Annotated in this window: 24 protein-coding genes and 5 tRNA genes; 5 read left to right on the top strand and 24 right to left on the bottom strand. The window is 41.3% G+C overall.

The window, feature by feature from the left end; genetic code table 11:
• Positions 1–7: 7 nt before the first annotated feature.
• A complete protein-coding gene (locus PNIG_RS02910) occupies positions 8–631 on the bottom strand; it encodes a GTP cyclohydrolase II (protein WP_011327231.1) in 624 nt (207 codons plus the stop codon).
• Positions 632–885: 254 nt separating this feature from the next.
• Here PNIG_RS02910 and PNIG_RS02905 point away from each other — a divergent pair, with 254 nt between their 5' ends.
• Positions 886–1,983 carry an energy transducer TonB gene (locus PNIG_RS02905; protein ID WP_011327230.1) on the top strand — a complete coding sequence of 366 codons (1,098 nt, stop codon included), beginning with the start codon at positions 886–888 and terminating at the stop codon, positions 1,981–1,983.
• A gap of 122 nt (positions 1,984–2,105) precedes the next feature.
• Here the strand turns inward: PNIG_RS02905 and PNIG_RS02900 are convergent, their stop codons facing one another.
• The 3 genes from PNIG_RS02900 to PNIG_RS02890 form a co-directional block, all read right to left on the bottom strand.
• Positions 2,106–2,567 carry a low molecular weight protein-tyrosine-phosphatase gene (locus tag PNIG_RS02900; RefSeq protein WP_089367774.1) on the bottom strand — a complete coding sequence of 154 codons (462 nt, stop codon included), beginning with the start codon at positions 2,565–2,567 and terminating at the stop codon, positions 2,106–2,108.
• A 55-nt stretch (positions 2,568–2,622) separates the two neighbouring features.
• Positions 2,623–3,276, bottom strand: a complete 654-nt coding sequence (locus PNIG_RS02895) for a glutathione S-transferase family protein (protein WP_089367773.1) — start codon at positions 3,274–3,276, stop codon at positions 2,623–2,625.
• Positions 3,277–3,361: 85 nt separating this feature from the next.
• Complete coding sequence (locus tag PNIG_RS02890; RefSeq protein ID WP_086993283.1) at positions 3,362–3,868, bottom strand: DUF3087 domain-containing protein; 507 nt, start codon at positions 3,866–3,868, stop codon at positions 3,362–3,364.
• A 230-nt stretch (positions 3,869–4,098) separates the two neighbouring features.
• On the opposite strand from PNIG_RS02890, the gene PNIG_RS02885 reads away from it, so the two are divergent.
• Positions 4,099–5,247: a hypothetical protein gene (locus tag PNIG_RS02885; RefSeq protein ID WP_089367772.1), complete on the top strand. Its 1,149-nt coding sequence runs from the start codon at positions 4,099–4,101 to the stop codon at positions 5,245–5,247.
• Positions 5,248–5,393: 146 nt separating this feature from the next.
• Here the strand turns inward: PNIG_RS02885 and tnpC are convergent, their stop codons facing one another.
• The 18 genes from tnpC to xerD all read right to left on the bottom strand — a co-directional run bounded on the left by tnpC (position 5,394) and on the right by xerD (position 22,011).
• The gene (gene tnpC, locus PNIG_RS02880; protein ID WP_086960352.1) at positions 5,394–6,938 is read right to left on the bottom strand and encodes an IS66 family transposase; all 1,545 of its coding nucleotides are present in this window, start codon (positions 6,936–6,938) and stop codon (positions 5,394–5,396) included.
• A 39-nt stretch (positions 6,939–6,977) separates the two neighbouring features.
• Positions 6,978–7,331, bottom strand: a complete 354-nt coding sequence (gene tnpB / locus PNIG_RS02875; protein ID WP_254910727.1) for an IS66 family insertion sequence element accessory protein TnpB — start codon at positions 7,329–7,331, stop codon at positions 6,978–6,980.
• Positions 7,328–7,633: an IS66 family insertion sequence element accessory protein TnpA gene (tnpA, locus tag PNIG_RS02870; protein ID WP_010555472.1), complete on the bottom strand. Its 306-nt coding sequence runs from the start codon at positions 7,631–7,633 to the stop codon at positions 7,328–7,330. Before tnpA ends, tnpB begins: the two co-directional genes overlap by 4 nt.
• An 80-nt stretch (positions 7,634–7,713) precedes the next feature.
• Positions 7,714–9,090: a Na+/H+ antiporter NhaC family protein gene (locus PNIG_RS02865; protein WP_089367771.1), complete on the bottom strand. Its 1,377-nt coding sequence runs from the start codon at positions 9,088–9,090 to the stop codon at positions 7,714–7,716.
• Between the two features lie 135 nt (positions 9,091–9,225).
• Positions 9,226–10,887 carry a penicillin binding protein PBP4B gene (gene pbp4b / locus PNIG_RS02860; RefSeq protein ID WP_089368930.1) on the bottom strand — a complete coding sequence of 554 codons (1,662 nt, stop codon included), beginning with the start codon at positions 10,885–10,887 and terminating at the stop codon, positions 9,226–9,228.
• 10 nt (positions 10,888–10,897) lie between these two features.
• The gene (locus PNIG_RS02855; protein ID WP_089367770.1) at positions 10,898–12,073 is read right to left on the bottom strand and encodes an exo-beta-N-acetylmuramidase NamZ family protein; all 1,176 of its coding nucleotides are present in this window, start codon (positions 12,071–12,073) and stop codon (positions 10,898–10,900) included.
• A gap of 280 nt (positions 12,074–12,353) precedes the next feature.
• Positions 12,354–13,628: a group II intron reverse transcriptase/maturase gene (gene ltrA / locus PNIG_RS02850; protein WP_089367769.1), complete on the bottom strand. Its 1,275-nt coding sequence runs from the start codon at positions 13,626–13,628 to the stop codon at positions 12,354–12,356.
• Between the two features lie 772 nt (positions 13,629–14,400).
• Positions 14,401–14,477: transfer RNA gene (locus tag PNIG_RS02845), tRNA-Arg, on the bottom strand.
• A gap of 114 nt (positions 14,478–14,591) precedes the next feature.
• Positions 14,592–14,668 (bottom strand) — tRNA-Arg (locus PNIG_RS02840).
• Positions 14,669–14,718: 50 nt separating this feature from the next.
• Positions 14,719–14,795: transfer RNA gene (locus PNIG_RS02835), tRNA-Arg, on the bottom strand.
• Between the two features lie 177 nt (positions 14,796–14,972).
• Positions 14,973–15,049: transfer RNA gene (locus tag PNIG_RS02830), tRNA-Arg, on the bottom strand.
• A 34-nt stretch (positions 15,050–15,083) separates the two neighbouring features.
• Positions 15,084–15,176: transfer RNA gene (locus PNIG_RS02825), tRNA-Ser, on the bottom strand.
• A 130-nt stretch (positions 15,177–15,306) separates the two neighbouring features.
• Complete coding sequence (locus PNIG_RS02820; RefSeq protein WP_058372591.1) at positions 15,307–15,486, bottom strand: hypothetical protein; 180 nt, start codon at positions 15,484–15,486, stop codon at positions 15,307–15,309.
• Positions 15,487–15,679: 193 nt separating this feature from the next.
• Entirely contained in the window at positions 15,680–17,215 is a 1,536-nt protein-coding gene (gene lysS / locus PNIG_RS02815) for a lysine--tRNA ligase (protein WP_089367768.1), read from the bottom strand.
• Positions 17,216–17,242: 27 nt separating this feature from the next.
• A protein-coding gene (gene prfB, locus PNIG_RS02810) for a peptide chain release factor 2 (protein WP_011327220.1) occupies positions 17,243–18,341 on the bottom strand; the annotation gives its coding sequence in 2 pieces (ribosomal slippage) (positions 17,243–18,265 and positions 18,267–18,341; 1,098 coding nt in all).
• A 145-nt stretch (positions 18,342–18,486) separates the two neighbouring features.
• Entirely contained in the window at positions 18,487–20,208 is a 1,722-nt protein-coding gene (recJ, locus tag PNIG_RS02805) for a single-stranded-DNA-specific exonuclease RecJ (protein ID WP_089367767.1), read from the bottom strand.
• An 85-nt stretch (positions 20,209–20,293) separates the two neighbouring features.
• Positions 20,294–21,022 carry a bifunctional protein-disulfide isomerase/oxidoreductase DsbC gene (gene dsbC, locus PNIG_RS02800; RefSeq protein WP_089367766.1) on the bottom strand — a complete coding sequence of 243 codons (729 nt, stop codon included), beginning with the start codon at positions 21,020–21,022 and terminating at the stop codon, positions 20,294–20,296.
• A gap of 62 nt (positions 21,023–21,084) precedes the next feature.
• Positions 21,085–22,011 carry a site-specific tyrosine recombinase XerD gene (gene xerD, locus PNIG_RS02795; protein ID WP_011327217.1) on the bottom strand — a complete coding sequence of 309 codons (927 nt, stop codon included), beginning with the start codon at positions 22,009–22,011 and terminating at the stop codon, positions 21,085–21,087.
• 107 nt (positions 22,012–22,118) lie between these two features.
• On the opposite strand from xerD, the gene fldB reads away from it, so the two are divergent.
• Complete coding sequence (fldB, locus tag PNIG_RS02790) at positions 22,119–22,640, top strand: flavodoxin FldB (RefSeq protein WP_011327216.1); 522 nt, start codon at positions 22,119–22,121, stop codon at positions 22,638–22,640.
• A 63-nt stretch (positions 22,641–22,703) separates the two neighbouring features.
• Here fldB and PNIG_RS02785 read toward each other — a convergent pair whose 3' ends face one another.
• The gene (locus PNIG_RS02785; protein ID WP_011327215.1) at positions 22,704–23,150 is read right to left on the bottom strand and encodes a DUF2147 domain-containing protein; all 447 of its coding nucleotides are present in this window, start codon (positions 23,148–23,150) and stop codon (positions 22,704–22,706) included.
• 52 nt (positions 23,151–23,202) lie between these two features.
• Complete coding sequence (locus tag PNIG_RS02780; RefSeq protein ID WP_089367765.1) at positions 23,203–23,901, bottom strand: tRNA1(Val) (adenine(37)-N6)-methyltransferase; 699 nt, start codon at positions 23,899–23,901, stop codon at positions 23,203–23,205.
• 75 nt (positions 23,902–23,976) lie between these two features.
• Between PNIG_RS02780 and srmB the strand changes: the two genes are divergently transcribed.
• Positions 23,977–25,203 (top strand): ATP-dependent RNA helicase SrmB, encoded by a 1,227-nt coding sequence (srmB, locus tag PNIG_RS02775; protein ID WP_011327213.1) that lies wholly within the window; start codon positions 23,977–23,979, stop codon positions 25,201–25,203.
• A gap of 254 nt (positions 25,204–25,457) precedes the next feature.
• On the top strand, positions 25,458–25,778 hold the full coding sequence (locus PNIG_RS02770) for a BON domain-containing protein (protein ID WP_011327212.1): 321 nt from the start codon (positions 25,458–25,460) through the stop codon (positions 25,776–25,778).
• The last annotated feature ends 68 nt before the right edge of the window (positions 25,779–25,846 follow it).

Genomic DNA, 25,846 nt, shown 5'->3' with positions numbered 1-25,846 from the left:
TCTTAATTTAAGGTTTTTTAATTTTTTTGATATCTAACATGTGCGCGCCATGTTTAATTTTGGTTTCTAAATACGCTTTATTACCCGCAACACCGGCTTTAATGTGTGCGTGCGTACCCACAACCGAATCAACCGTAATACCAGCATCTCTTAGTGCATTTAGCTTTTTAGGGTTATTGGTCATTAATTTAACGTGGGGTAAATTAAGCGCATTTAGCATTAGCACCGCATCCGAAAAATCACGTAAATCATCGGCAAAACCTAAATGATTATTTGCCTCATAAGTGTTCATACCTTGCGACTGCAACACGTAAGCATCTATTTTATTATACAAACCAATACCACGACCTTCTTGGCGTAAATACAATAAAATACCGCCTTGCTCGTGCATCATTTCAATACACTCATTTAACTGCTCACCGCAATCACAACGCGACGAGTAAAATACATCACCCGTTAAACACTCTGAATGCATACGAATAAGCGGTACATCTTGCTCTGTATCAGCGTTGTTAAACACCATAGCAATATGTTCTTTGCCATCTTTTAAATCAGTAAACGAGATAATTTCAGCGGGAATATCACTGTTCTTGCCAACATTAAGCTGAACTCTTGCTCTTACTTGCGCCACGACAAATCCAAATATTTAAATAACTACGACACGATAATGAAGTGATATTATCACAAAAGAATACAAAAAGATCGAAATCCAAGGGTATTTATTGCAATTATATGGCGACGAGAAGCTTAATTATCAATGCATAATTACAATATATAATTCTCACTAAAGCCCTTACTGTTTACCTTTATTTACATCAATTCATGACTAATTATAAGTAAATTGTTAATGTGTTAAAAAGTATAATAATTATAATATGGAACATTATGAAACCACATAAACTCGCCTTACTGCTTAGCCTTAACCTTTCAGTTATTACTGCATCGGCTTTTGCAAGCGAAGCTACAAATGCAAACACTGCATTTTCTCAAGCGTACCAAAATTACTTAAGCGCCGTAGATACCAACGAAAACATACAACAAGCTGCCAAACTCGCTTACTCTTTAGGTGCTAAAGTATATGGCGATAACGCAGATAACACCGCAAATTTAGCCATTAATTACGCTAAAGCTATCAGCGGATTTAACCAGGAAGACGAAGCTAAACGCTACGAACTGTATAAACAGGCGTACAATATTTTAGCTAACAATCATGGTGAAAGCTCAGTCGAGACAATAGACGCCTTACTAGGTATGGCAAGCAATACTAAATCAGCGCGTCAGGCCGATAGCCAATTGGAACGTATAGTTGATATAGCAAAGGAGCTTAAAAAACCAAGATTTGTAGCCGACATGCAATTTGCTGCAGCCTCTTTGTTAGTTAAAAAGTTTGTGCCAGAAAAATACCGTTCTGCTAAACACTACGCCGAAGAAGCTGACGAGTATTACCAAGCAAACTTACCTGAAAACGCTGTAGAGCGTATCAAATCAGATTTTTTAATGGCCTCGTTTGATGAAGGTCGTAAAAAATATGATTCAGCAATTACAAGGTTAAACCGCATAGTCACCGTATTTGATAATAACTTAAGCTACGATCACAGCGCCGAGCTAAGCGCTCACTCTAAGCTTATAGCACTATACGAAAAGCAAGGCGAAAGTGAGCAAGCAACTAAGCACTGCTTAGCTATTGCTAAAATGGTGCCTTGGGAAGAAAGCCAAGAACAAACCCCGCTTTATCGTGTTAATCCTGACTACCCTATGGGCAAAGCACGCCAAGGTAAAGATGGCAGTGTAGTTATGGAATTTGAAGTAGACACCGCAGGCTTTGTTAAAAACGTGAGTGTGCTTGATTCAAATGGTGGCGTAACTTTTGAGCACTCGGCAAAAAAAGCGGTAGAGCAATGGCGCTATGCTCCTAAATTTGAAGATGGCATACCTGTAACAGCAAAAACCCAAGTACGGCTCGACTTCAAAATTAACCGATAACTTAGTGAACTACCCAGCGACTAAATATCACAGGGTTTTCTCGCTAAGTAATCATAAATTTTCTAATAAAAAAGGCGCAATTTAGCGCCTTTTTTATTCACTGTAACGCACAAGGCCATTACTTAAATATTGGGGGTTAATTTAGCTAATATTTTATCACTTGCTGCTTCAATTAAATCTAGCACCTTTTCAAAACCATCGTCCCCACCATAATAAGGATCGGGAATAGCACTTACAGCCTGCTCACCAAACTCTAAAAACAGTGCAAGCTTATACTGTAAATGTGCTGGGCAACGCTGAGTTAAATCGGCTAAATTTTGTTTGTCGGCGGCTAAAATCAAATCGAATTCAGTAAAATCACTACTGCGCACTTTACGCGAATAAATCCCTTTGAAGCTGTAACCTCGTTTTTCGCCCGCCTGCATAGATCGGCTGTCTGGTGAATTGCCTTCGTGATGACCTATAGTACCGGCCGAATCAACTTTAACGGCAATACCTAACTGCTCAGCACGTTTTTTTAATACCGCTTCAGCTGTAGGCGATCGACAAATATTACCTAAACACACAACCAGTATTTTTTTCATAGAGCCTCCCTCTAAACTAAACGCTATTAATTACTGAACTAAATAACCTTAAACACTATTGCATTGACGCAAGCATAGCCTGCTCATTTTGTAATAAAGTTTGCATTGCTGGTAATGCTTTTACACGCTCAAAAAGTGCAGCTAAATTTGGCCAGCGCTGTGCATTAATCTGCTCGCCCGCATGCTGCATATTGATTATTTGCGACGCAAACGCTATATCAGCAAGGGTTAACGCGTTACCTACAAAGTAATCATTATGACCTAGCACGCCTTCAAGATAGTCAAAGTGCGGTGGTAACTGCTCATTCATAGCCAACTTTACTAAACTTTCATCACATACTTTTTGCATACCTAAATTAATTACTCGCTGTTGAAACACAGTAAAAGTAGTTAACGGCGCAAGTTCATAATCAGCGTATTTTTCTAACCAGCGTACCTGAGCAGTCTGCTCGACAGTGTCGCCAAGTAATGCTGTATTCCCTGTGTATTTATCATCAAGGTATTGGCAAATAACACTCGAATCAGCCAGCACTAAATCACCATCTTTAAGCGCTGGTATACGCCCTAATGGATTTAACTCAAAAAACCAAGCCGGTTGATTAAACGGCGACACTATTTCTAACTTATAATCTAACTGCTTTGCAGCCAAACACAGACACACCTTGCGTACATAAGGAGAAAGAGGTACGCCATAAACAATTAAACTCATGTTAAACCCTTATCAGAAGAAAAAAGCGCAACTAATACGCTAATTAAAAAAGCTATTTAATACTTAAAATCGTTTTAAAATTGCTTTAAAAGTTCTTTAAAATACTTGCATCATAGTCATTGGCATCAAGTGTTAAATTATACTTAGCCGCCACACTATCCAGCTCAGCTTGCTTAATTGCTAAGTCATCCATAGTGATTGTATTGTCATCGAGCTGCCATAACAATTTAGAGCCCGCGTAACTGTAATGAATAGCCAATAGCGCATCACTATTACCTTCACGCCCTGCAGCCTTTAATTTCGCCATTTTACGCGTTATTTTATTAAGCGCTTGTTTAAGCTCCCACACATACACCACTTCAATCATAAACGGATGCGTGCGGTATTTATTAAGTAACCACGCAAGCCCTAATGCGCTAATAACAACGCCCGTTACGTTCCAATGAAAGTGAGTGCCGCTCTCATCAGGAAACAAAGCAATCAGCGTTTGCGATATAGCTAAACTCCCCACAGCCAAACCCACAGCACAACCGGCAATAACACGGTTTAAATGCTTACGATAACGCGCTTTATTTATTTCAATGAGTTGCATAACAGCCTAAAAATTAAGTGAACAAAATATAACTGCCGCCATTGTAACTAAACAATCCACTTATCGAAAAATCTATTTGCGTTCTTTTTGATTTAACAACAGCATTAGTGCTATTAGCCCTCTGCAACGTTAGGAGCTGTTAATCAATGGTTAGCCAACGAATTAATTTGCACTGCGCCTAGATGCGTAGGATAGTAACCAGATAATCGCTGTAACTGTATAGGACTATCATGCTTAAACTACTATTTGCTTCAAGTTTAATTTTTTCTTCTTGCTCGGTTTTGAGTAACAATTTAACAACCGAAGAGCTACGAATTGAAGCCGCCACCCACGCCATGCCTCAGGTGCTAACGGCCTTTGCTGATGAAGTGAGTCAATTTGAACAGCAATGGAAAAGTCTTAACAACTTCAAGCATGCAACAGACTTAATAACTGATTATTCAAGTCAATTATGGTTAAACGCCAAACAACGTATTGTTACAACTAAAAACTACGATGATCGCGAGCTTTACTGGGCACGATTACTTTCAAGTAAAATAATTCGCTCTGTTAAGCCAAAATTTACCCTCTCAGTTGCTGAGCAAAATAACCTTTTAACTCAGTTAGAAAAAGGCAGTCGCGGTCATAACGACCTCAGCTTTACTCAAGGCAGCACTAAAAAAATTATCCTTACCGGCTTTGACCCCTTTTTATTAGATAAAAACATAAATCAAAGTAACCCATCTGGGGTTGCTGCCCTCTTGCTAGATGGTCAAGTAATTAACTACCAAGGCATTAGCGCTGAAATTAACACCGTTATGGTGCCCGTTCGTTATGCCGACTTTGATCAAGGTATAATCGAAGCACTCCTCGCGCCCTATTACGCCCTGAATAATGTCGATATGATTGTTACTGTAAGCATGGGTCGCAAAGATTTTGATTTAGAAAGATTTCCCGGTAAGCGCCGCAGCGTAACTGCCCCAGACAATGCCAATATTATATTTGGCGGGACACAAACAGCTCCCTTGCTCCCAAGTTTAAATAACCAGCCACTGCCAGGTAACGAATTTGTACAATTTAGCCTTCCCGTGGCAAATATGCAGCAAGCACAAGGGCCGTATAAGGTTATTGATAATCATAAAATCACTACCTTAGAAAAAACTTACGAGCCTGCAACACTTGGCGAGCTGCAAAATAGCATTGCCGTAAATGGCTCTGGCGGTGGATACCTGTCTAACGAAATTTCGTATCGCAGTATACGCCTTCGTAATCAACTTAATTCAACCATTCCAACAGGCCATATTCACACACCCAGAATTCAACAGTTTGAGCCGAAAACGGAAGCAAAAATAGTAAAGCAAATTACCGCAATGCTAGAGCACAGCTTAAGTGCGTTGTAAGTAGCTGACTTGTCGGATGGCGCGGCTGCGCCGCTTATCCAACCTACGTATAAACAAAAAGCCTGCAAATTTGCAGGCTTTTTGTCATTCAAAATGAGTAATCATAAACACGCTTATAAAAGTAAGCGCGCATTTAAGCAGTGCGCTTAGCTATAATCGAAGTCTAGCTGCACATTCCACGGCATTAGGTCGGTAAAATCATCATCACCCTCATCTCGATTCGGCAACGTTTTAAATAAATGCACAAAGTAGTAATAAGGATTGATGTCATTGGCACGGCAGGTCATCACAATACTATAAAGTATCGCGCTGGCCTGAGCACCATTAACCGATTTTGAGAATAGCCAGTTTTTTCTACCAGTGGTAAACGGCCGAATATCTCGCTCAGTAATATTATTATCAATCCCTAGTTCGCCATCTTCACTATACCGCATTAATTTCGGCCATTGATTAAGCGTGTATTTTATCGCTTTGCCAATATAACTCCCCGCCGTTACTTTACCTTCGGCTTCATCAAGCCACGCTTTAAAGTGCATTAATATGGGTAAGGCTTTTTCTTGTCGTAACTGATACCGCGCTTGAGGAGATAACTGTTTGTTTTTAGCGTGGGTTTCCAGTTTATATAATTGGCTGATAAAGCTGATGGCTTTATGCGCTCGACCTTTGTTTTTCGACTCTGCTTTTAAGGCATCGTTATATTTGCGTCTAGCGTGTGCCCAGCAACCAACAGGGGTAATGCCTTCAATACCGTCATAAACACGGTAACCGTCGCACTGTAAATAGCCTTGATAACCGGCAAGAAATTCTTTTGCGCAAGCGCGACTTCGACCTGCTTGGTAATCGTAAATCACGACAGGCTCACGGCTGACCTCATTGCTGCGATAAACCCACATGTAGGAATTGCTGCTAGGGTTGTCACCTTCATCTAACACTTGTGTACGGGTTTCATCGGCACATAAACTATGCTCACTAAGCAAGTGACGTTGCATGGCTGCCACTAAGGGGCTGATTAGCAGGCCCGCTTTAATACACCAATTAGCTAATGTTCCGCGCGATAGTTCAAGGCCGCCACGGCCCAGTATGTCAACGAAACGATAAAGCGGTAAGGCATCGCAGTATTTGCCCGTAACAACCGCCGATAACGCTTCTGGACTCGCAATGCTGCCAGGAATAGGCTGCTTGGGTTTAGGCGCGGTGATTATTTTACTGGCCAATTGTTCATGCTCGCAATGTCTGCAAGCATATTTAAATTGTTTGTGCTTAATGACACTGACTTTCGCCGGAATAATCTTCACTTGCTCGCTGTCTTCACTACCACATTGATGTAGTTGTTCACCGCAACACTGACACGTTAACTCGGTTAAGGTGTGCTCAACTTCTTCTCGTTCAAAGTGCTCAGCCAGTATTTGTTTACCTTTCTTATGGTGTTTAGGCGGCTCAGTCGTTTTATGCTGCTCCGCTTCGTTGAAGGTACCTCGCGGGGCTTTTTCACTTTTTTTACCGTATTTTTGGGATTTACTTAACTTAAGCTCAGCAAGCAAGTGGTCAATCCGCGATTGCATTTCAACCTTATCTTCTTGCAGTGAAATTTTATCTTTTTCTAAGCCATCAAGCTTAGCCTGCATAAGTGCAAGCTGATTTTGTAGTTCGGTGATGAGAATAGTGTCTGGCATTTTAATAGCATGACACATGGGAAAGATCGTTCAAGTAAAAAAAACGATCTGGTTAATTTATATCACTGATAACCCTGATAAAGTTGAGTGGCGGGTTTTATTATTTACCGGTAAGCCAGATAATAACCATTGTAACTGCCGTTGTTCAATCCCCATGGCTACGTGTGCTTGAGCATGATTTGGCCATTGAAATCGTCCTTGCTCTAAGCGACGATAATAAAGCCAAAAACCATTGGTATCCCAAAACAAAATTTTTAATTTATCGCGTTGTTTATTACAAAAAACGAACCACGCTTGGCTTAAAGGATCGAGAGATAGGGTATCGCTGACAATAATACTTAACCCATTGATTGATTTTCGCATGTCGGTGAATCCCGTGACCAAGTAAACTTGGTGGGTGCAAGGTGTCACAGTACGCTCAATAATTTGGCGAGTGCTTGGTGCGCTAATGTCGACTCGAAGTCTATTTGATAGCCGTTTGGTGTGGTGAGTTTAATGATTGAAGGGTGTGTAAAGGCTTGCTCATGAATAACAAACGGGATCACCTGTTGCTTTTTAACCCTTATCGTTTCGTCAGAAAGGCGTTTACGCCAAACATAGAAAGTCGATGCGTTAATGTTGTTATCACGACAAAATTGAATGATGGCTAAACCACTCGATTTTTGCTGCTCAAAAATGCCTTGCCAGTGTTTTATTTTTTGCTGTTTATTCATAATTACCTCAGGTTAATATGCTGAGTAAATTATGCATAGGTACCATTAACATTGGTATGTGGGGTTAATTACGCGCTTACTTATAAAACAATTATGCTCGTTACTAAGTAGGCTATAAGTGTCAGGCCACCAGCGAACAAGGCATAGGGTAGCTGGGTTTTAACGTGGGTGAGTAAGTCACAGCCTGAGGCGATAGCCGATACTGCGCTGGTGTCGGATATGGGCGAGCAGTGATCGCCAAATATACCGCCACCTAAAATAGCGCCTAATACCAACGACGGCGGCAAACCCAATGCTTGAATAAGCGGCACGCCAATAGGGATTAAAATTGCAAAGGTGCCCCACGATGTACCCGTAGTAAACGACATAACCGCACCGGTTAAAAACAGTGCCGGTACCACCAAGTAAATAGGAAGGTAATCGCCCACTAAAGATGCCACAAACACACCAGTACCCAACTCTTTTAAGCTTGCTCCTAAAGTTAACGATAACAATACAATGCCTACTAATGGCAGTAATTCGCCCATCCCTTTAAAGCCTGTTTCAACTAACTTATGGTGGCTAAATTGGCGTGATGCTAGCATTAAAAAGTAAGCTACAACTATGGCTAAAACGGTTGCATACAATACCGACTTTGAGCCACTACCTTCTGCCAATACACCGTTACCTGTGTAAAACATAAAGCCCACCATGCTAACAATCAGCGTAATAAGGGGCACTAACATAAAGCGTGCTTTAGAGCCTTTTACTTCTTCTTTTAAGTCAGTTGTTTGTAGCTCTAGTTTTTGCTCAGCTTGTTTCATTGGGCCATATACTTTATCAAACGCAATGGTGTAAAAAACAATAACAAGCGTGATTATGGCGTAAAAGTTATAGCCTACGCTGCCCCAAAGTACCGATACAGCCGATTCACCTAACTCGTAGTTACTTAATAACCCTAGTACAAATGCGCCCCAGCCATTTAGTAATATTAAAATACATACCGGCGCACTGGTGCTATCGATAATATAAGCTAGGCGGGCGCGGCTCATTTTAAATTTATCGAATAATCCGCGCGATAAAATACCCGCAGTAAGTACACTCAGGTTTGACTCTATAAACACCGCAATGCCAGTAAACATAGTTAAAAAGCCAACTTGGCGCTTACTTTTCGCTATACCTTTGTTCATTAACATATTAACGGTAGCGGCTACTCCACCCGACTCGCGAATGTAGGCAAGCAAAGCACCAATCAAAATACTAAAAATTAAAATACGGGTATTGCCGGGCGAGCTTGCTACGCTAACAATACGTTCAATAGTGTTTAAAAAGGTATTAAATACACTACTGCCCTCCCCCTGTAATGCGAGTAAAAACTCTGACGAAGCCACTGCAAGCAACAGCGCCATAATGACCTCTTTGCGCCAAAATACGACAGCAATGGCGATTAACGGCGGTAAAATAGAATACCAAGACATAAATTAACCTTTATTTTAGTGTGCTTATTTACGGGGTAAATATTTTACACTTTGTTATCTAGCTTAAGTTTTACAGTCAAAACCCATTTAAGTAAACCACTAAGCACATTGATATATGCTATTTATACTGTCAGTTTATTGATTTAATAACGCTTCGTATATTAATGAAACAACCGAGCCATATTGTGCAGTTTCATAATTTTTACCACTAAATTGATAACTTTTTTGCGAGCCTGTAATTGGCGTATGCCGCGCATTAGTTAATAAAATAATCGCTAAGTCGTAAACGGGATCAATTACCGTTACTGTGCCTGTCCAACCTGTATGCCCATAAGCCTGTGCGCTTGCGTAAGGGCCAAAGTGCCAACGCCTTGCTTGGTTGTTACCAGCAAGCCTAAAGCCCAGCCCGTAGGTTTCATCGCTACTTTGTGGGGTTAAAAACTGCGCCAAAGCACTTGCACTAAAAAGCTGCTTATCGCCGTAACCACCATTATTTAATAGTAGCTGACAAAGTATGGCTAAATCTGGCGCATTACTAAATAACCCCGCGTGCCCTGCTACGCCACCTAGAGAATAGTACGCACGCTCGTCATGTACTTGGCCTTGTAAAACATGGGTGCGAATATTATCAAATTTGATTCGTCCGTCTCGCGTGTTACCACCCAGCTCTGTAGCGGCAAATTGCTGAGCATTAAAGCCTTTTTTAAGGGGGTTAAACACAGTGTTATGCAATTTTAATGGCGCATATACTTGTTGCTCTAGGTAATCGTCAAGTGAAAGACCGGTTATACGCTCAACCAATACTCCTAAAATCATGTAATCAATGTCTGAATAAACATGCTGCCCGAGCGATTTTGCGCTAAGTGGCACACTGGTAAGTAAGAGCTTTTTTGTAGTATGGCTATTTTGTGAGTAAAACACATCGCCATTGCTACTGTCTTTACGATGAAAATCAAACACCGGCGGATAGCCTGCGCTATGCGTGAGTAAATCTTTTACGCGTCGCTGCTCTCGACCATCGCCTTGATACTCTGGTAAATATAATTGCACTGGCTTATTAATATTTAATAGGCCTTCGCTTACTAACTTCATTAATGCAAAGTTGGTAGCAAATATTTTAGTATTAGAGGCTAAGTCAAATAAGGTATCGGTTTGCATTGGCTCTGGGCGTAATAGCATTAAATCGTTCTGTTGATACTGTTTTGCATCGCCATAAGCAGTTAATTTAATTAACTCACCATTTTTTACTACCGCTAAAACAGCACCAGGAAAACCCGCTTTAATATCTCGCTCTATTAATGCATCTACCTCACTAAAATTAGCCTGCTGATGCGACGCTTTATTTAAAGTAGGAAACGCAAAGCGCAGCGTTAAACTTGCTCCCGCTGGTTGAATGTTTGCAACTTTAAAGGTGTTAACCCCGTTATGCGTTAGCTTAGCTAAACTATATTGGTACACAGTATTAGCGCCGAGCAATTGCTTAATATTAAGCAGTTGATTATTTATATAAATGTCGGCACTTTTAGCACTATGATTTTGAATTAACAGCTGCCCATGGCCTTTATAGGCTTTAAACGTGCCGCGATTATTTACATACTTACGGCTACTAGGGTTTGGCTCAGGAAAGGTAACAATTACTTGCGCATTAGGCAGCTCAACAAGTTTACTTTGCGTTAATAGCGCCTTGGGCTCGAGCGGCTCTACAGAGGAGCTACATGCCCCCAGCATAAAACTTAAAGCCACTATTAATAACTTTTTTATACTGTAATAATTTTTATTTTTTAAATATAAGTACATAAGCTGCCTTTTACTCATATAACAAATAAGGTGCTCTTTGCTGTTTAAATTGCATCAACCCCGCCTGCCAAGTTTGCTTTATTAGTTGTGCCGATTGCCCCGCCTCAATAGCTAAGCGCAGCTTATCGGTACCTGCTAACTTATCCATAAAATCAGCGCGCTCAAAAAACGTAATATCATTATTATTAAGCTGCTTATAAGCACTTATTAAGTAGCTTAAATCTAACCCTTTAGTGGTGGCTTGGCGTAAGTCGAGCCCCTGCACTGCTTGGTTTTTAAATTTAGGGTTTAGGGCCGCGCCTTTAATTGCACGCGGGGTAAAACTAAACTCTCCTAAAGCAACCGGTGAATACCCTATAACCTGAAACGCAAAATCGGTGCCTCTGCCAATACTAATTGGCGTGGCTTCAAAAAAGCACAATGATGGATAAAGCGAAATAGCAGTATCATTTGGTAAATTAGGGCTTGGCTTTATCGGTAAACTATAGCTAGTTGCGCGCGTATAACCAGTAACTGGGATCACGTTAAGCTCTAAAACAGCAGCTTGATTGATCCAGCCTTCACCTTTGATCATATTTGCAAGCTCGCCCACAGTCATACCATGAACTATAGGAATGGGGTGCATACCTACAAATGACTTAAATTGCGGCTCTAATATGGGCCCATCAACATAGGCTATATTTGGGTTTGGCCTGTCGAGTACTAAAAATTCGATCCCCTGCTCTGCAGCTGCTTCCATCATGTAATGCATAGAGCTTATATAAGTATAAAAGCGCACTCCCACATCTTGAATATCAAAAATCATTACATCAACATCAGCTAAAACTTCGGCACTTGGTTTTTTATTGTTGCCGTAAATGGAGATAAGCGGAATACCCGTTTTACTATCAACGGTATTTTTTACGTGTGCCCCTGCATCGTGATCGCCACGAAAGCCATGCTCAGGTGCAAATATTTTAGTTATGTTTACGTTTTTTGCCAGTAGGCTATCGACTAAATGGGTTTTCCCTACTGTTGATGTTTGATTAACCACCAGCCCTACGCGTTTATTTTTTAACTGCGGTAAATATTTAGCATATTGCTTCGCACCCACAACAATTGAACCTTTAGCTTCATCAGCTTGTACGCTAAGTATTAAAGTAGCGCTTAAAATAAAAAATAACGTAATAAATAGGGTTTTAAACATACTGCAATATCCTTTTAAACAAGGCGTTTAAAGTAACATAGGTAGTGATAAAGAGCAGCTTTAGAAAGGGGTTAAGTGGGCTTGAGCAGGCTTTGAATTGATATAGTGATTAGGCTCTGCGTCTACGACGAATAAATAAACTCGGTGTCTACTGGGTAGCAACCTACATTTCACTTTATTTCAGGCATATCGAGTAGGGTGAGGCTTTTGCCTCATCCCTCTCACAGAACCGTACGTACGGGCCTCGTATACGGCTCCTGTATTCTTCTATCCCTTCGGCTTATTTTCTAAACGCCGATTGAGCAAGCCATCCTGTACTTACTTTTTCCATTGAATATAAACCTTGCTCCTCAAACCATTGGTTTGGCATCGCTACATTCGATAATGGACTTAGAGAGTTTCGCCATGAGTTCATTTTGATGAACTTAAATGGCGGCTTTTTCCCTAATTGTTTTAGTCGCTTATGCAACCTCGCTGGGTTTTTCCACAACCTTAACTGAATTGCCCTTAATCGTCGTCTCACCCACCTTGCCAACAAATTTAGCACTCGTTTACAATTGGCTATACTGAAATAATTTACAAAGCCGCGCACCACTGGATTGAGTCTTTTTATTACTTCAATTAAGTTCATGCCACTATTTCGCTTTGTTAATCGTTTAACTCTTTGTTTAAAGCCTTTGAGTTTTGTGGCTTTGGTACGCGTCCAATTACTGCCTATCTCCCCTCCCAAAAATTTTACGCCTTCACTACTATGCGCTATGTGCGTTTTCTTTTCGTTGACTGTTAACTTTAAGCCTTTTTCGAGTATCTGAGTCGCTACTGTGAGTGCATTCTTGGCTGCTTTTTCTGTGCAGCATAAGATCAATATGTCGTCGGCGTACCTCACTATTCTGTGATTTCGCTTTTTCATTTCTTGATCAAATGCATCTAGGTAGATATTCGCCAACAGTGGACTGATAACACCACCTTGTGGACTTCCTAGCTCACTCGCTTCCCAATTATTGCCTATCATTACTCCGCTTTTTAAAAACTGTTTGAGCAGTTTTAAGATGCTACCGTCTGTCACTTTGCTTTTGACGCTGCTTATGATCAAGTCGTGATCGAGTAGGTCAAAACACTTCGACAGATCCATATCAACCACCCACTCACGGTGATATTTACGAATAAATACCGTGGCTTTGCTGATGGCGTCATGACAACTTCGTTTCGGCCTGTACCCATAACTTGATGGGTGAAAGTCGATGTCGAAGAGCGGTTGGAGAATGTTCAATAGTGTTTGTTGTACTATGCGGTCGCGAACTGTTGGAATTCCCAGCAGTCTCACACCACCATCATCTTTCGGTATTTCTATCCGTTTGACTGGCTGTGCGCGATACTGCTTGCTTTGCAGTTCACCTTGCAGTTGTTTCAAGTTTTCTTCTAAATTCAAGGCGAACGCGGCTATGGACTGCCTATCTATTCCGGCCGCTCCTTTCGCTGCTTTCACTTTTTTGAATCCCTTGTACAGGTTATTAATATCTAATAATTGCCCATACAAGCTGTAGTAAACTGTCATCAATTGCCTTTGCTTACGGTATGTCTGTCGTTTCACATTGATGTATAGTGGTGTTCTTCATGAGGACATTAGGTGTGCTAGCCGAATGGCAATCTGCCTAAGTGGTCGCTCATTACTCCCATGCTCGGCCTTCAGTTCTCAGCGTCCACATTCCTGCTTAGCCGTCATCTCTTGCCTATTTCCGTCGAAATACATGTGAGCCTATACGTCGATACTCCTGATTTTCATACACTTAAAGAATACTTCCCCCCTTCGCAATCAATTAAAACTTTTGATTAAAATTGACCCTATCAAACATTCTGTTGATAGTCGGCTTGGTTTTGTCCTCCACACCATTACTGGCTTTCATCGGCCTAGCCTTACTCACTACTACGGGTTCATCTGCCACCTCACACCGACGTTAAACCTTGGGTTTCCCCTTGAGTTTAGGCCACTTATTTACACTAAGTTTAGATGCCAGGCTTCCCCAGTTACTGCACTGGCTCCCTGTTAGAAATCCCACCCTCAAGCACAGTATTGGTCTGACTAAGTATAGGGCGTTGCGCTATTTTGCACGCTGACCCACCAATACTGCCGAAACAGGTTACGGTTAGTTGTGTACCTCTAACTTCTTATGGCTTCCTTCAGACCCCACCGTTGGCCAGTGACGCCCTTGCCATTCAGATTATCTTCCCCTTAGTCAGGGTAATAAGGCATCTTTCAGCCTATCGGGTTTGCCAGCTTCGCTGGGCAAACAAAAAAACCGACTCAAGTGTCGGTTAATGTATGAAAGTGGTGGGCGCAGGAGGATTCGAACCTCCGACCGCTCGGTTCGTAGCCGAGTACTCTATCCAGCTGAGCTATGCACCCACTTTCATTGTTTGCTTATTTAAACTCTAAGCAGAGTATATAACTTTAAAATAAAAAAACCGATTTTCATCGGCTTATTTTTCTTACACTTAAAAGTATATGAAAATATGAAAGTGGTGGGCGCAGGAGGATTCGAACCTCCGACCGCTCGGTTCGTAGCCGAGTACTCTATCCAGCTGAGCTATGCACCCACTTTCATTTTTACTTTACTTGTTTTTACTCTAAGTGAGAGTCTATAAAGTGGTGGGCGCAGGAGGATTCGAACCTCCGACCGCTCGGTTCGTAGCCGAGTACTCTATCCAGCTGAGCTATGCACCCACTTTATAGTTTACTTATTTTAACTCTAAGCAGAGCTTTTACTTATTTAGACTCTAAGCGAGTTATTAAAGTATGGTGGGCGTAGGACGTATCTTCTAAAATGAACCTCCGACCGCTTGGTTATAAAGCCAAACACTTTAATTGCTTATTTATGCTCTAAGCAGAGTTATTAAAGTATGGTGGGCGCAGGAGGATTCGAACCTCCGACCGCTCGGTTCGTAGCCGAGTACTCTATCCAGCTGAGCTATGCACCCATACTTTAAAACTTACAAAACACGCCATTAAAAATGGTGGAGAGGGAGGGATTCGAACCCTCGATAGAGCTACAAACTCTATACTCCCTTAGCAGGGGAGCTCCTTCGGCCACTCGGACACCTCTCCGTCTTGTGGGGCGTATAATAAAGAGTTCAGAAAATATGTCAAACACTTTTCTACCAAATGTGCCTATATGGTTATAGATTGTGCATCTAGTTAGTTTTAATGTGTAGTTAGTTTAAAATTCAAACAACTTTTAACTTTTTTCTGGTGGGTTAACGCCTAACACAGGCACTAAATCATCATTTAACTCTGCAAGATACTGCTCTTGATAACCTAACTTTTGAAACTCTGCAATACAGGCTCGGTAATAGGCTTGTCTTGCATCTTCGGTTTCGCAGTTATTGATTGGGTTTTCAATATGTTTATTTTTCATATTATAATTTATAAATCCATTTAATCTTTTTATTTAGAGCCTTAAATCAATTCTCTAAATTTCCGTCGTAGTGTAGCGAATAACTTTACACAAATGCAACAGTGCGTTTAAAAAACACTCAGATTAAAAAGTTATAACCCAGACACAAAAACGCCGCATTTAAGCGGCGCTTTATTACTTTACATTATTAAGCTTAGTCGGCTTGCGGGCGCATATGCGGGAACAAAATAACGTCTTTAATGGTTGGCGAATCAGTAAACAACATTACTAAACGGTCAATACCAATACCTTCACCTGCAGTTGGCGGTAAGCCATACTCTAGTGCGCGTATGTAGTCTTCATCGTAATGCATTGCTTCATCATCACCTGCGTCTTTCTCTTCAACTTGACGAGTAAAGCGCTCTGCTTGGTCTTGTGCATCGTTAAGCTCCGAGAAACCATTAGCCAGCTCACGTCCGCCAACAAAAAACTCAAAGCGGTCTGTAACAAATGAGTTTTCGTCGTTACGACGTGCAAGTGGTGATACTTCCCATGGGTAGCCGGTAATAAACGTAGGTTGAATAAGCATGTGCTCTGCTGTTTCTTCAAATATTTCACACAAAAATTTACCTGGGCCCCAAACACAGTTTTCAGGAATTTTAACGTGTACTTGCTTAGCGTACGTTTTTAATTGTTCAAAATGGTTTTCTGGGTCGTTAAATACTGCCGCATCAAACTCAGGGTTATATTTTAAAATAGCGTCGCTCATGCTTAAGCGCGTAAACGGTTGGCCAAAGTCGTACTCAACTGAGTCAATTACTTCGCCGTTTTCGTCTTTAGTTGTGTTAACCACAACTGCACTACCAAGTACGTTTTCTGCAACTGTACGTAGCATGTCTTCGGTAATGTTCATCAGATCGATGTAATCAGCGTATGCTTGGTAAAATTCAATCATAGTGAATTCTGGATTATGACGCGTAGATAATCCTTCGTTACGAAAGTTACGGTTAATTTCGAATACGCGATCAAAACCACCTACCACTAAACGCTTTAAGTACAACTCTGGCGCTATACGTAGGTACATGTCTATATCAAGTGCATTATGGTGCGTTACAAACGGACGCGCCGATGCACCGCCAGGAATAACCTGTAGCATGGGTGTTTCTACTTCCATAAAGTCACGGTCTGCTAAAAAGCGACGAATGCCTTCAACTACTTGTGAGCGAATGCGGAATGTTTCACGCGTTGCTTCGTTAGTAATTAAATCAACGTAACGTTGGCGGTACTTAGTTTCTTGATCTGATAAGCCATGGAATTTTTCAGGCAACGGACGAAGTGACTTAGTTAAGAGTTGGTACTCTGTCATCTCTACGTATAAATCGCCTTTACCCGATTTATTAAGCGCGCCTTTAACACCAATAATATCGCCAGTATCTAGTTGGCCATATTTTTCTTTTAAATCTTTTTGCACATCTTTAGACGCATATGATTGTACGCGGCCTTTCATGTCTTGAATTACAAAAAAAGGTCCGCGCTTTGCTAAAATACGTCCAGCAATAGACACTACTTGTTGTAACTCTACTAATTCTTCTTTGCTCTTATCACCAAACTGGGCTTGCAAATCTGCCGTGTAATGCTCACGACGGAATTGGTTTGGATGACCGTTGGCTGGGCAATTTTGGCGTATAGCATCTAATTTGCCACGACGCTCAGCGATTAACTTGTTTTCGTCTTGGATTTGATCAGTCATTTTTTTAGCTCTTTATTAGCTTGGTGGTTATAAACCAGATTTTAAGCTGGCTTCTATAAATTTGTCTAAGTTGCCGTCAAGTACCGATTGGGTATTACGGCTTTCAACGCCTGTACGTAAATCTTTAATGCGAGCGTCATCGAGTACGTATGAACGAATTTGACTGCCCCAACCAATGTCCGACTTTGAGTCTTCTTGGGTTTGTTTTTCAGCATTTTGTTGTTGTAACTCTAGCTCAAACAGTTTTGCTTTTAACTGTTTCATTGCTTGGGCTTTATTTTTATGTTGTGAGCGCTCATTTTGGCACTGCACTACGGTATTTGTTGGTACGTGCGTAATACGAACCGCTGATTCAGTGGTGTTAACGTGCTGACCACCTGCGCCCGAGGCACGGTAAACGTCAATACGTAAGTCAGACGGGTTCATATCAATTTCAATATTGTCGTCAACTTCTGGGTAAACAAATGCAGAGGCAAACGAAGTATGACGACGACCACTTGAGTCAAACGGGCTTTTTCGCACTAAACGATGCACGCCAGTTTCGGTACGTAACCAACCATACGCGTATTCGCCAACAAAGCGAACTGTTGCGCCTTTAATTCCTGCAACATCGCCGCCAGTAGCTTCCACTAATTCAACTTTAAAGCCTTTAGCTTCGCCCCAGCGTAAATACATGCGCAGCAAAATATTACACCAGTCTTGTGCTTCAGTGCCGCCAGAACCAGATTGTAAATCAAGGTAAGCGTCGTTTGAGTCATGAGGACCGCTAAACATACGACGAAACTCTAACGCTTCTAGTTGCTCGTTCAAGTCTGCTAGTTCGCTTTGTGCTTCATCAAAGGTTTCTTGATCTTCGGCTTCTACAGCAAGCTCAAGTAAGCCTTCAACGTCGTCAGTACCCGTCACTAAAGTATCGATAGTTTCAACAACAGCTTCTAATGCCGACTTTTCACGGCCGAGAGCTTGTGCGCGTTCAGGTTCATTCCATACGGCTGAGTCTTCAAGTTCGGCGTTAACTTCTTCTAAGCGTTCTTGTTTAAGAGCATAGTCAAAGGTACCCCCGAAGCAACTCAGTACGTTCGCGAATTTCCTTGATTTGGTTAATCACAGGATTCACTTCAAACATGGTCATTACTCCAAAATGGCTAGGTTATTACGCTCCTTAAAAAGGAATTAACGCAATATATTATCGTCAAATGATAAAAACGCCCGATTTTAACAAAAAACCGTGCGCTTTATTAGCACTTTATGCGATCTATTCTAGATATTTTTTAGCTGGCTTTTTCTAGCTCTCGGATAATTAATTGCAGGGTGAACTTGCCTCTAAACTCATTTATATCGAGCTGATACGCTGCTTTAACAAATTGTGCGTTGTTATCTGGCCATTCTTTTAAATCAATGCCAAAAGCTATGGCATCAACTAAGCGGCCTGATTGATGTTTTAATACCAGTTTTAAATGCTTTTCGCCCACTATACGCTGCTGAATTAACTCAAATGTGTGCTCAAATACCGGTTCAGGAAATTGCTGCCCCCAAGGGCCCGCTTGTTTTAATTGCTGGGCAAAATCCATGGTAAAACACTCATTTGGCAACTCGCCATCGGTAAATACAATGCAGCGTTTACTTTCTTCACTAAGCTGGGCGCTAACGGCAGTATCAAAGGCGTGTTTAAATTCGCTAAATTGCTGCTCGTTAATACTTAAACCGGCCGCCATGGCATGGCCACCAAACTTACTAATTAAGTGCGGATCGGCCGTACTTAGCCCTTCGAGTAAATCGCGTATGTGCAGCCCTTCAATTGAGCGACATGACCCTTTTATCTCACCGTTTTCGCCACCCGCAAATATAACTGTTGGGCGGTGGTATTTTTCTTTTAAACGCCCGGCTAAAATACCGATAACACCTTGGTGCCAATCCTCTTGGTATAAACAAATAGCGTCGGGAATATTGTCATCATTAAACGCTAACTTATCAAGCACAGCTTGCGCTTCATGCTGCATGCCTTGCTCTATTTCGCGGCGTGCAAAGTTTAAGCTATCTAGCTCACTGGCAATACGCCTAGCTTGATTTATATCGGTACTGAGTAAGCAGGCTATGCCTAAACTCATGTCATCTAAACGCCCTGCGGCATTTAAGCGCGGAGCAAGCGAAAAACCAAAGTCGCTGGCACTCAATCTTGAGGCATTACGATTAGCAACCTCAATGAGGGCAGTAATGCCTGGGCGAGTTTTACCACTGCGAATACGCGCTAGTCCTTGGTGCACCAATGTCCGGTTATTGGCATCAAGCGCCACTACATCGGCTACAGTACCAAGCGCAACTATGTCGAGCAGGTCGGCTAAGTTAGGCATAGGCTGCTGCGCAAAATGATTTTGCTCACGCAGTGTGCTTCTAAGGGCAATAAGTAAGTAAAAAGCCACACCAACACCTGCAATCGATTTAGACGGAAAGCTGCAGTCGTGCCTGTTCGGGTTTACTATGGCATCGGCATTAGGGAGTGTTTCGCCCTGTAGGTGATGGTCGGTAACCAGTACTTTAATATTGGCGGCTTTTACAATATCAATACCTGCAATACAGGAAATACCGTTATCGACTGTAATTACTAAATCGGGTTTAAGCTGTACTATTTGCGCAGCTAACGCCGGGCTTAAACCATAACCTAAGCTAAACCGATCAGGTACTAAGTAATCTAAATGAGCAAAGCCAAACATGGCCAAGCCTTGCATTAATGTAGCGGTACTGGTTGCACCATCAGCATCAAAATCGCCAACAATTAAAATATGGCTTTGGGCATGTAGCGCCTCAATTAACAAGTCGCAGGCTTTGTCCATATCTTTAAATAACTTAAAGTCGTGTAATGTGGCGGCGCTGTTATTTAGCTCATCGGCATGGGAAACATTTCGCGTGGCATAAATTTGCTTAATTACAGGGTGTAAATGACTCGGTAAATGTGAATCATCGACGTTTTCGCGCGTTTGGATCGTTTTTTTCATGCAGATTTTTAACTTATTTGGTTTATCATAAATATACAAAAAAAGGCCTTTCGGCCTTTTTTTATGCGCACCGTAAATTTAATTACTATGGGGCTTTACTAGCGTTAAGCGCAGCGCTTAATGCGGCAGCTGGCTGATAACCTGGGATCATGGTGCCATCTTCTAAAATAATAGCAGGTGTACCGGTAACACCAAAGCTTTGACCTAGCTGATAATGCTCAGCAACTGGCGCACTACAACCTTTAACTGCTGTAGTATTTGAGCCACTTTTAGCTTCGGTTAGTGCTTCTTGTTGATCTTTAGCACACCATACGTTCATTAAGTCATTATAACCTGAACCTTGTAGGCCACCGCGCGGAAACGCTAAATACTTAACGGTAATACCCGCTTCAAGTAAATCATCTAGCTCACGGTGTAATTTACGACAATAACCACAGCTAATGTCGGTAAATACGGTAATGCTATGTTTTTCGTTAGGTGCTTTGTACACTATCATCGAATCTTCGTATTCTTTTAACCCAGCTTGGCGTACGCCGTTTAGTGCTTTTTCGGTTAAATTACTACGATTATTTAAGTCTATAAGTGTCCCTTGCATTAAAAACTGTCCGTCTGGGCTTGCATAAAGCACACCTTGATTAGTGATCAGTTCTTTTAAACCCGCTACTGGGGTTGGGTTTATTTGCTTAACGGTAACGCCAAGCGCGGCAAATTTAATAACAATAGGATCATTAGCGTTAGGGGCTACAGCCACATCATTCGCTACGGCACTTAAACTAGTGCATAACATGGCACCTGCTAACATTAATTTTTTCATAATTCTTCTCTATTTTTATAAATACATATCAATTGACCGGCTTAGTGATAATAAATTTCATATTAAGCACGTGGATGATGCTGCGCATGTACCGATTTTAATCGCTCATTTGCAACATGCGTATATATTTGGGTGGTTGATAAATCACTGTGTCCTAACATCATTTGAACCACACGTAAGTCTGCCCCATGATTTAATAAGTGGGTTGCAAATGCATGGCGCAATGTATGCGGTGACAATGACGACTCAATTGATGCCAAAATAGCATAGTGCTTCACTCTATGCCAAAAAGTTTGTCGGGTCATGCCAACCCCTCGCTTTGAGGGAAACACAAAGTCGGTGGCGTGTTTAATCATTTGCGCCCGTCCCACCTTTAAAAACTGCTCAAGCCAATACATGGCCTCTTCGCCCAGTGGCACTAAACGTTCTTTATTCCCCTTACCTTTTACAAACACTACAGCTTGGCGCAAATTAATTTGTTCAATCCGCAGCCCTACAAGCTCACTAACCCGCAAACCTGTTGCATATAGTAACTCAAGCATGGCTTTATCGCGCAGCCCCATTGGCTCATCGGTATTGGGAGCGCTCAGTAGCGCCTCTACTTCAGCCTCCGAAAGCGTTTTAGGCAAAGACTGTCCTGCTTTAGGTTGCGCAATATTGAGCATTGGCGAGTCGCTAATTAACTTTTCGCGCACAAAGTACTGATAAAAACGCTTAAGCGCACTAATACTACGCGCAGTACTACGCGGCTTTAAGCCTAGATCAACTCTATGGGCTAAATAGCTTTCAACGTCTAGGCCGGTTACAGTCATTAAATTTTTGCCTTTTAAAAACTGGCAAAACTTATCTAAATCGCTGCGATACGCCGATAGTGTATTTTCACTCACCCCTTGCTCTAAATACAAACAATCTAAAAAGGTTTCTAGGTAATCGTTATTGCTTTTTGGTGCCGTGCTTGGTTCTGAAAAGTCGTCAGCTAGCGTTGTCACTTTTGTGCTCTCATTTTTGTTATAGCCATTGCCTAAGGTATCAATTAAAAACACCTTACGGTAAACTTGAGCTTATCATATCAGGCAATTACACAGTGATAAATACGATGCAAATTGGTTTATTTTTTGGCTCTACTACCTGCTACACCGAAATGGCAGCAGAAAAAATTCGCGACATTATTGGTGCCGATATCGTTACCTTGCATAATATTAAAGACGAACCACTAAAAAATGCAGAGCAATACGATTTCATTATTTTTGGCATTTCAACCTGGGATTTTGGTGAAATACAAGAAGACTGGGAGTCAAAGTGGGACGACATAGCAGACGTAAACTTAAATGGTAAAACCATCGCGTTATTTGGCATGGGTGATCAACAAGGTTACGGCCAGTGGTTTCAAGATGCGCTTGGCATGCTACACGACGAAATAAGTCCGCAAACATTTACCCAGTTAGGTTTTTGGCCAAACGACAATAGTTACGAGTTTGAAGCATCTAAAGCACTCACCGAAGACGGTACACACTTTGTTGGTTTAGCCCTTGATGAAGACAGCCAGTACGAGCTAAGCGACGAGCGTATTGCCACTTGGGTTGAACAGGTAATGACCGAGTACAGCGAAACCCTGTAATACTGTTTATTATTGTTGTACTTGTAAAGCGCAGCCACACTGCGCTTTAATTTTATTGGCTAACTACTCTACTCTTAGCCAATATTGGTTACGATAAAAAAAGCCAATATAACCACGCACTTCTAATTTTTCACCAGCATCTTGAGTCGTTAAGCGTACTGTATAGCTTTTACCGTTATTTGGGTCGAGTATTTGACCGTCTTCCCAACTACCATCACCGCTATCTATCACATTATCAATAATGGTCATGCCTAATATGGGCTGATCTTTTTTATCGCCCGAGCACTGCGAGCACACTGCATTTTGCTTATCTTTATTTAATAATGTTTCAATGGTGCCGCTTAAAACCCCGTTATTTTCAACAATACGGACATACGACTTAGCTTCATTAGTGTCTTCATCAATGGTTTTCCAAAGCCCAACAGGCGTCATACTGGCAAGTACGCTCTGCGTTGTAAAAAATGTAGCGGCTAAGGCGCTTAATAATACTGATTTAGTTCGTTTTTTCATTATAAGTTACCTGTATACATATAAACTCATCATACCAGCACTGTTTACCACATTACATCTTCAAATAAAATGCTTTGCATAGCGTAATATAATCTTCGCTATAGTTGTTTTCATTATCTTTTATACACAAAGCTGATTCCACAATGCTCTGGTTTATATAGCTAAAGGTCATTAGGTTTCGGCTAATCGCTTTATTTGGCGTCGCCTTTACTTGGCAATGAGTATTTAAAAAAAGCCCGTTTTGAGTAGCAAGTTCAATAAACACCGCAGCCTCTGTAGTGGGTAAAATTAAGCTAAAGGTTGAGCCTGCATGACTGAGCTTTTTAAAAGCACTAATTAGCTCAGCAAAACTTAAACCATCTGTATGGCGCGCAATATTACGCGCCTCATTATTACCTTTTAAACTGTGATTAAAATACGGCGGATTGGCTATCACTACATCAAACGGCTGCGCGCTGTTAAAAGTTTGAATGCTTTGCTGGTGCACCTCTATATTTGGCCACGGGCTAGCGGCAATATTTTGCAACGCTTGTTGGTAAGCATTTTTATCAACTTCTACCGCCGTTATAGTTAACTGGGGGCTGCGCTGTTTGCACATAAGCGCCAGCAATCCCGTGCCTGTACCTATATCGAGCAAGCTGTTGGCATTACTTAAATTAGCCCATGCTCCAAGCAAAATACCATCGGTTGATACCTTCATTGCACACTGTTCGTGCGCAACTTTAAATTGTTTAAATGCAAAACCAGACATTTTTTCACCTTTTCATTCACCAAGCAGGCGTAACCGAGTATAATTAGTGCCATTGTCCTTTATTTTTGACACTCTATGCAATTTTCTGAATTTGATCTTGATAACAAGCTACTCGACGCCATTAATAAAATGGGTTACGAAACGCCAACCAGCATTCAACAACAAGCTATTCCTGAAGCACTTCAGGGGCGTGACATTTTAGCATCTGCGCCTACAGGTACAGGTAAAACAGCCGCCTTTTTAATTCCGGCTATTCAATATTTATTGGATTTTCCGCGTCGTGATCCTGGTTTTGCGCGCGTATTAGTAATGACGCCAACTCGTGAGCTAGCTTATCAAATTCATGAACAATGCGAACTACTTGCTAAACGTACTAACCTTAAAATTGGGGTAGTAACAGGCGGTATTAACTATGGTACGCATAAAGAGATTTTTGAAAAAAATAATGACATTTTAATCGCCACCCCAGGGCGTTTAATGGAATATTTAGAAACCGAAAACTTTCATGCTGAACACGTAGAAATGCTTATTATTGATGAAGCCGACCGCATGCTAGACATGGGCTTTAAAAAAGAAATGAGCCGTATTTGTGATGAAGCTAAAAATCGTCGTCAGTGCTTTTTATTTTCAGCAACCCTTGAAGGCGACAGTGTTGAAAGATTTGCTGAAACAACGCTAAACGATCCAGCATTGCTTGAAGCTGAATCGTCACGCAAAGAAAAGGCTAAAATTCACCAGTGGGTACATTTAGCCGACGACTATCATCATAAACTTGAGCTGTTAGTTAATACCCTTAATGGCCCAGACGTAACTAAAGCCATAGTGTTTGTTAAAACCCGTGAGCGTCTTGAAACGCTAATTGGTGAACTAACAACTAACGACGTTAAAGCAGCCTGGTTACGCGGCGAAATGCCGCAAGACAAACGCATGAAAGCGATGGAAAACTTCCATAGCGGCAAAACCCGTATATTAGTTGCTACCGATGTAGCGGCGCGCGGTATCGACGTGGCTGATATTAGCCATGTAATAAACTTTGACCTACCACGCACAGCCGATATATACGTACACCGTATTGGCCGTACGGGCCGCGCTGGTAAAAAAGGCATCGCTATTTCACTGGTTGAAGCGCACGATATTGGCATTCTTTATAAAATAGAGCGCTATATTGAGCAAAAACTTAAACGTCGTGTTATTAAAGGATTAGAGCCAAAGCATAAAGAAGCTAAGCCGCCGGCTAAAAAGCGTAAAGATCCGGTTAAAATGAAAGCGAAGAAAAAAGCTAAGGTTAAAAAGAAAAAGTAACTTAAGCGCATACTATAAGTAGTATTATATTAGCCGACAAAAATGTCGGCTTTTTAATGCCTGCTCCTCCATAACTGCATGGTTTAGGGCTATGTAATCTCTACTTAGTTTTATGTAACAATTGCCCACCTGAATTCCCACTTAATAAAATAGCCTTTATTTTCAGTATATTAAATATGGAACGATAATTGTAACTATCATGGTAACTCTGCCTAATTTGGCTACCCGATTAATTGCAATGTAAGGATATGATTATGAGCCGTTTAAAATTAACTATCGCTTTAGTATCATTTTGTTGTTTGTTTTTATTAGCATGCGCTACAAAAGTGAGTGCTACAACAAATATGGTTGTCGTTAGCAGCCTAGCAACCCAACCTAACTTACAGCAATCGATTACCCACACTTTGCGTACCAACCCCAATTTAGCGCTAAGCGATATTCGCGTACAAGTTAAAAATGGCGAAGTAGATTTATACGGTAAAGCGCAAACAGGTTTTGAGCGTGCGTTGGCACAAAAGTTTTTAGAAAATATGGATGGCGTAAAAATCATTCGTAACAAAATTGATATTATTTAAGTTTTACTTAAATAACTTACATAAAAAATGCCGCTTATTGCAAAATAAGCGGCATTTTTTTCAGTGCT

The sequence above is a fragment of the Pseudoalteromonas nigrifaciens genome (assembly GCF_002221505.1).
GTDB lineage: Bacteria > Pseudomonadota > Gammaproteobacteria > Enterobacterales > Alteromonadaceae > Pseudoalteromonas > Pseudoalteromonas nigrifaciens.
This window is presented reverse-complemented; position numbering and strand designations above follow the sequence as displayed.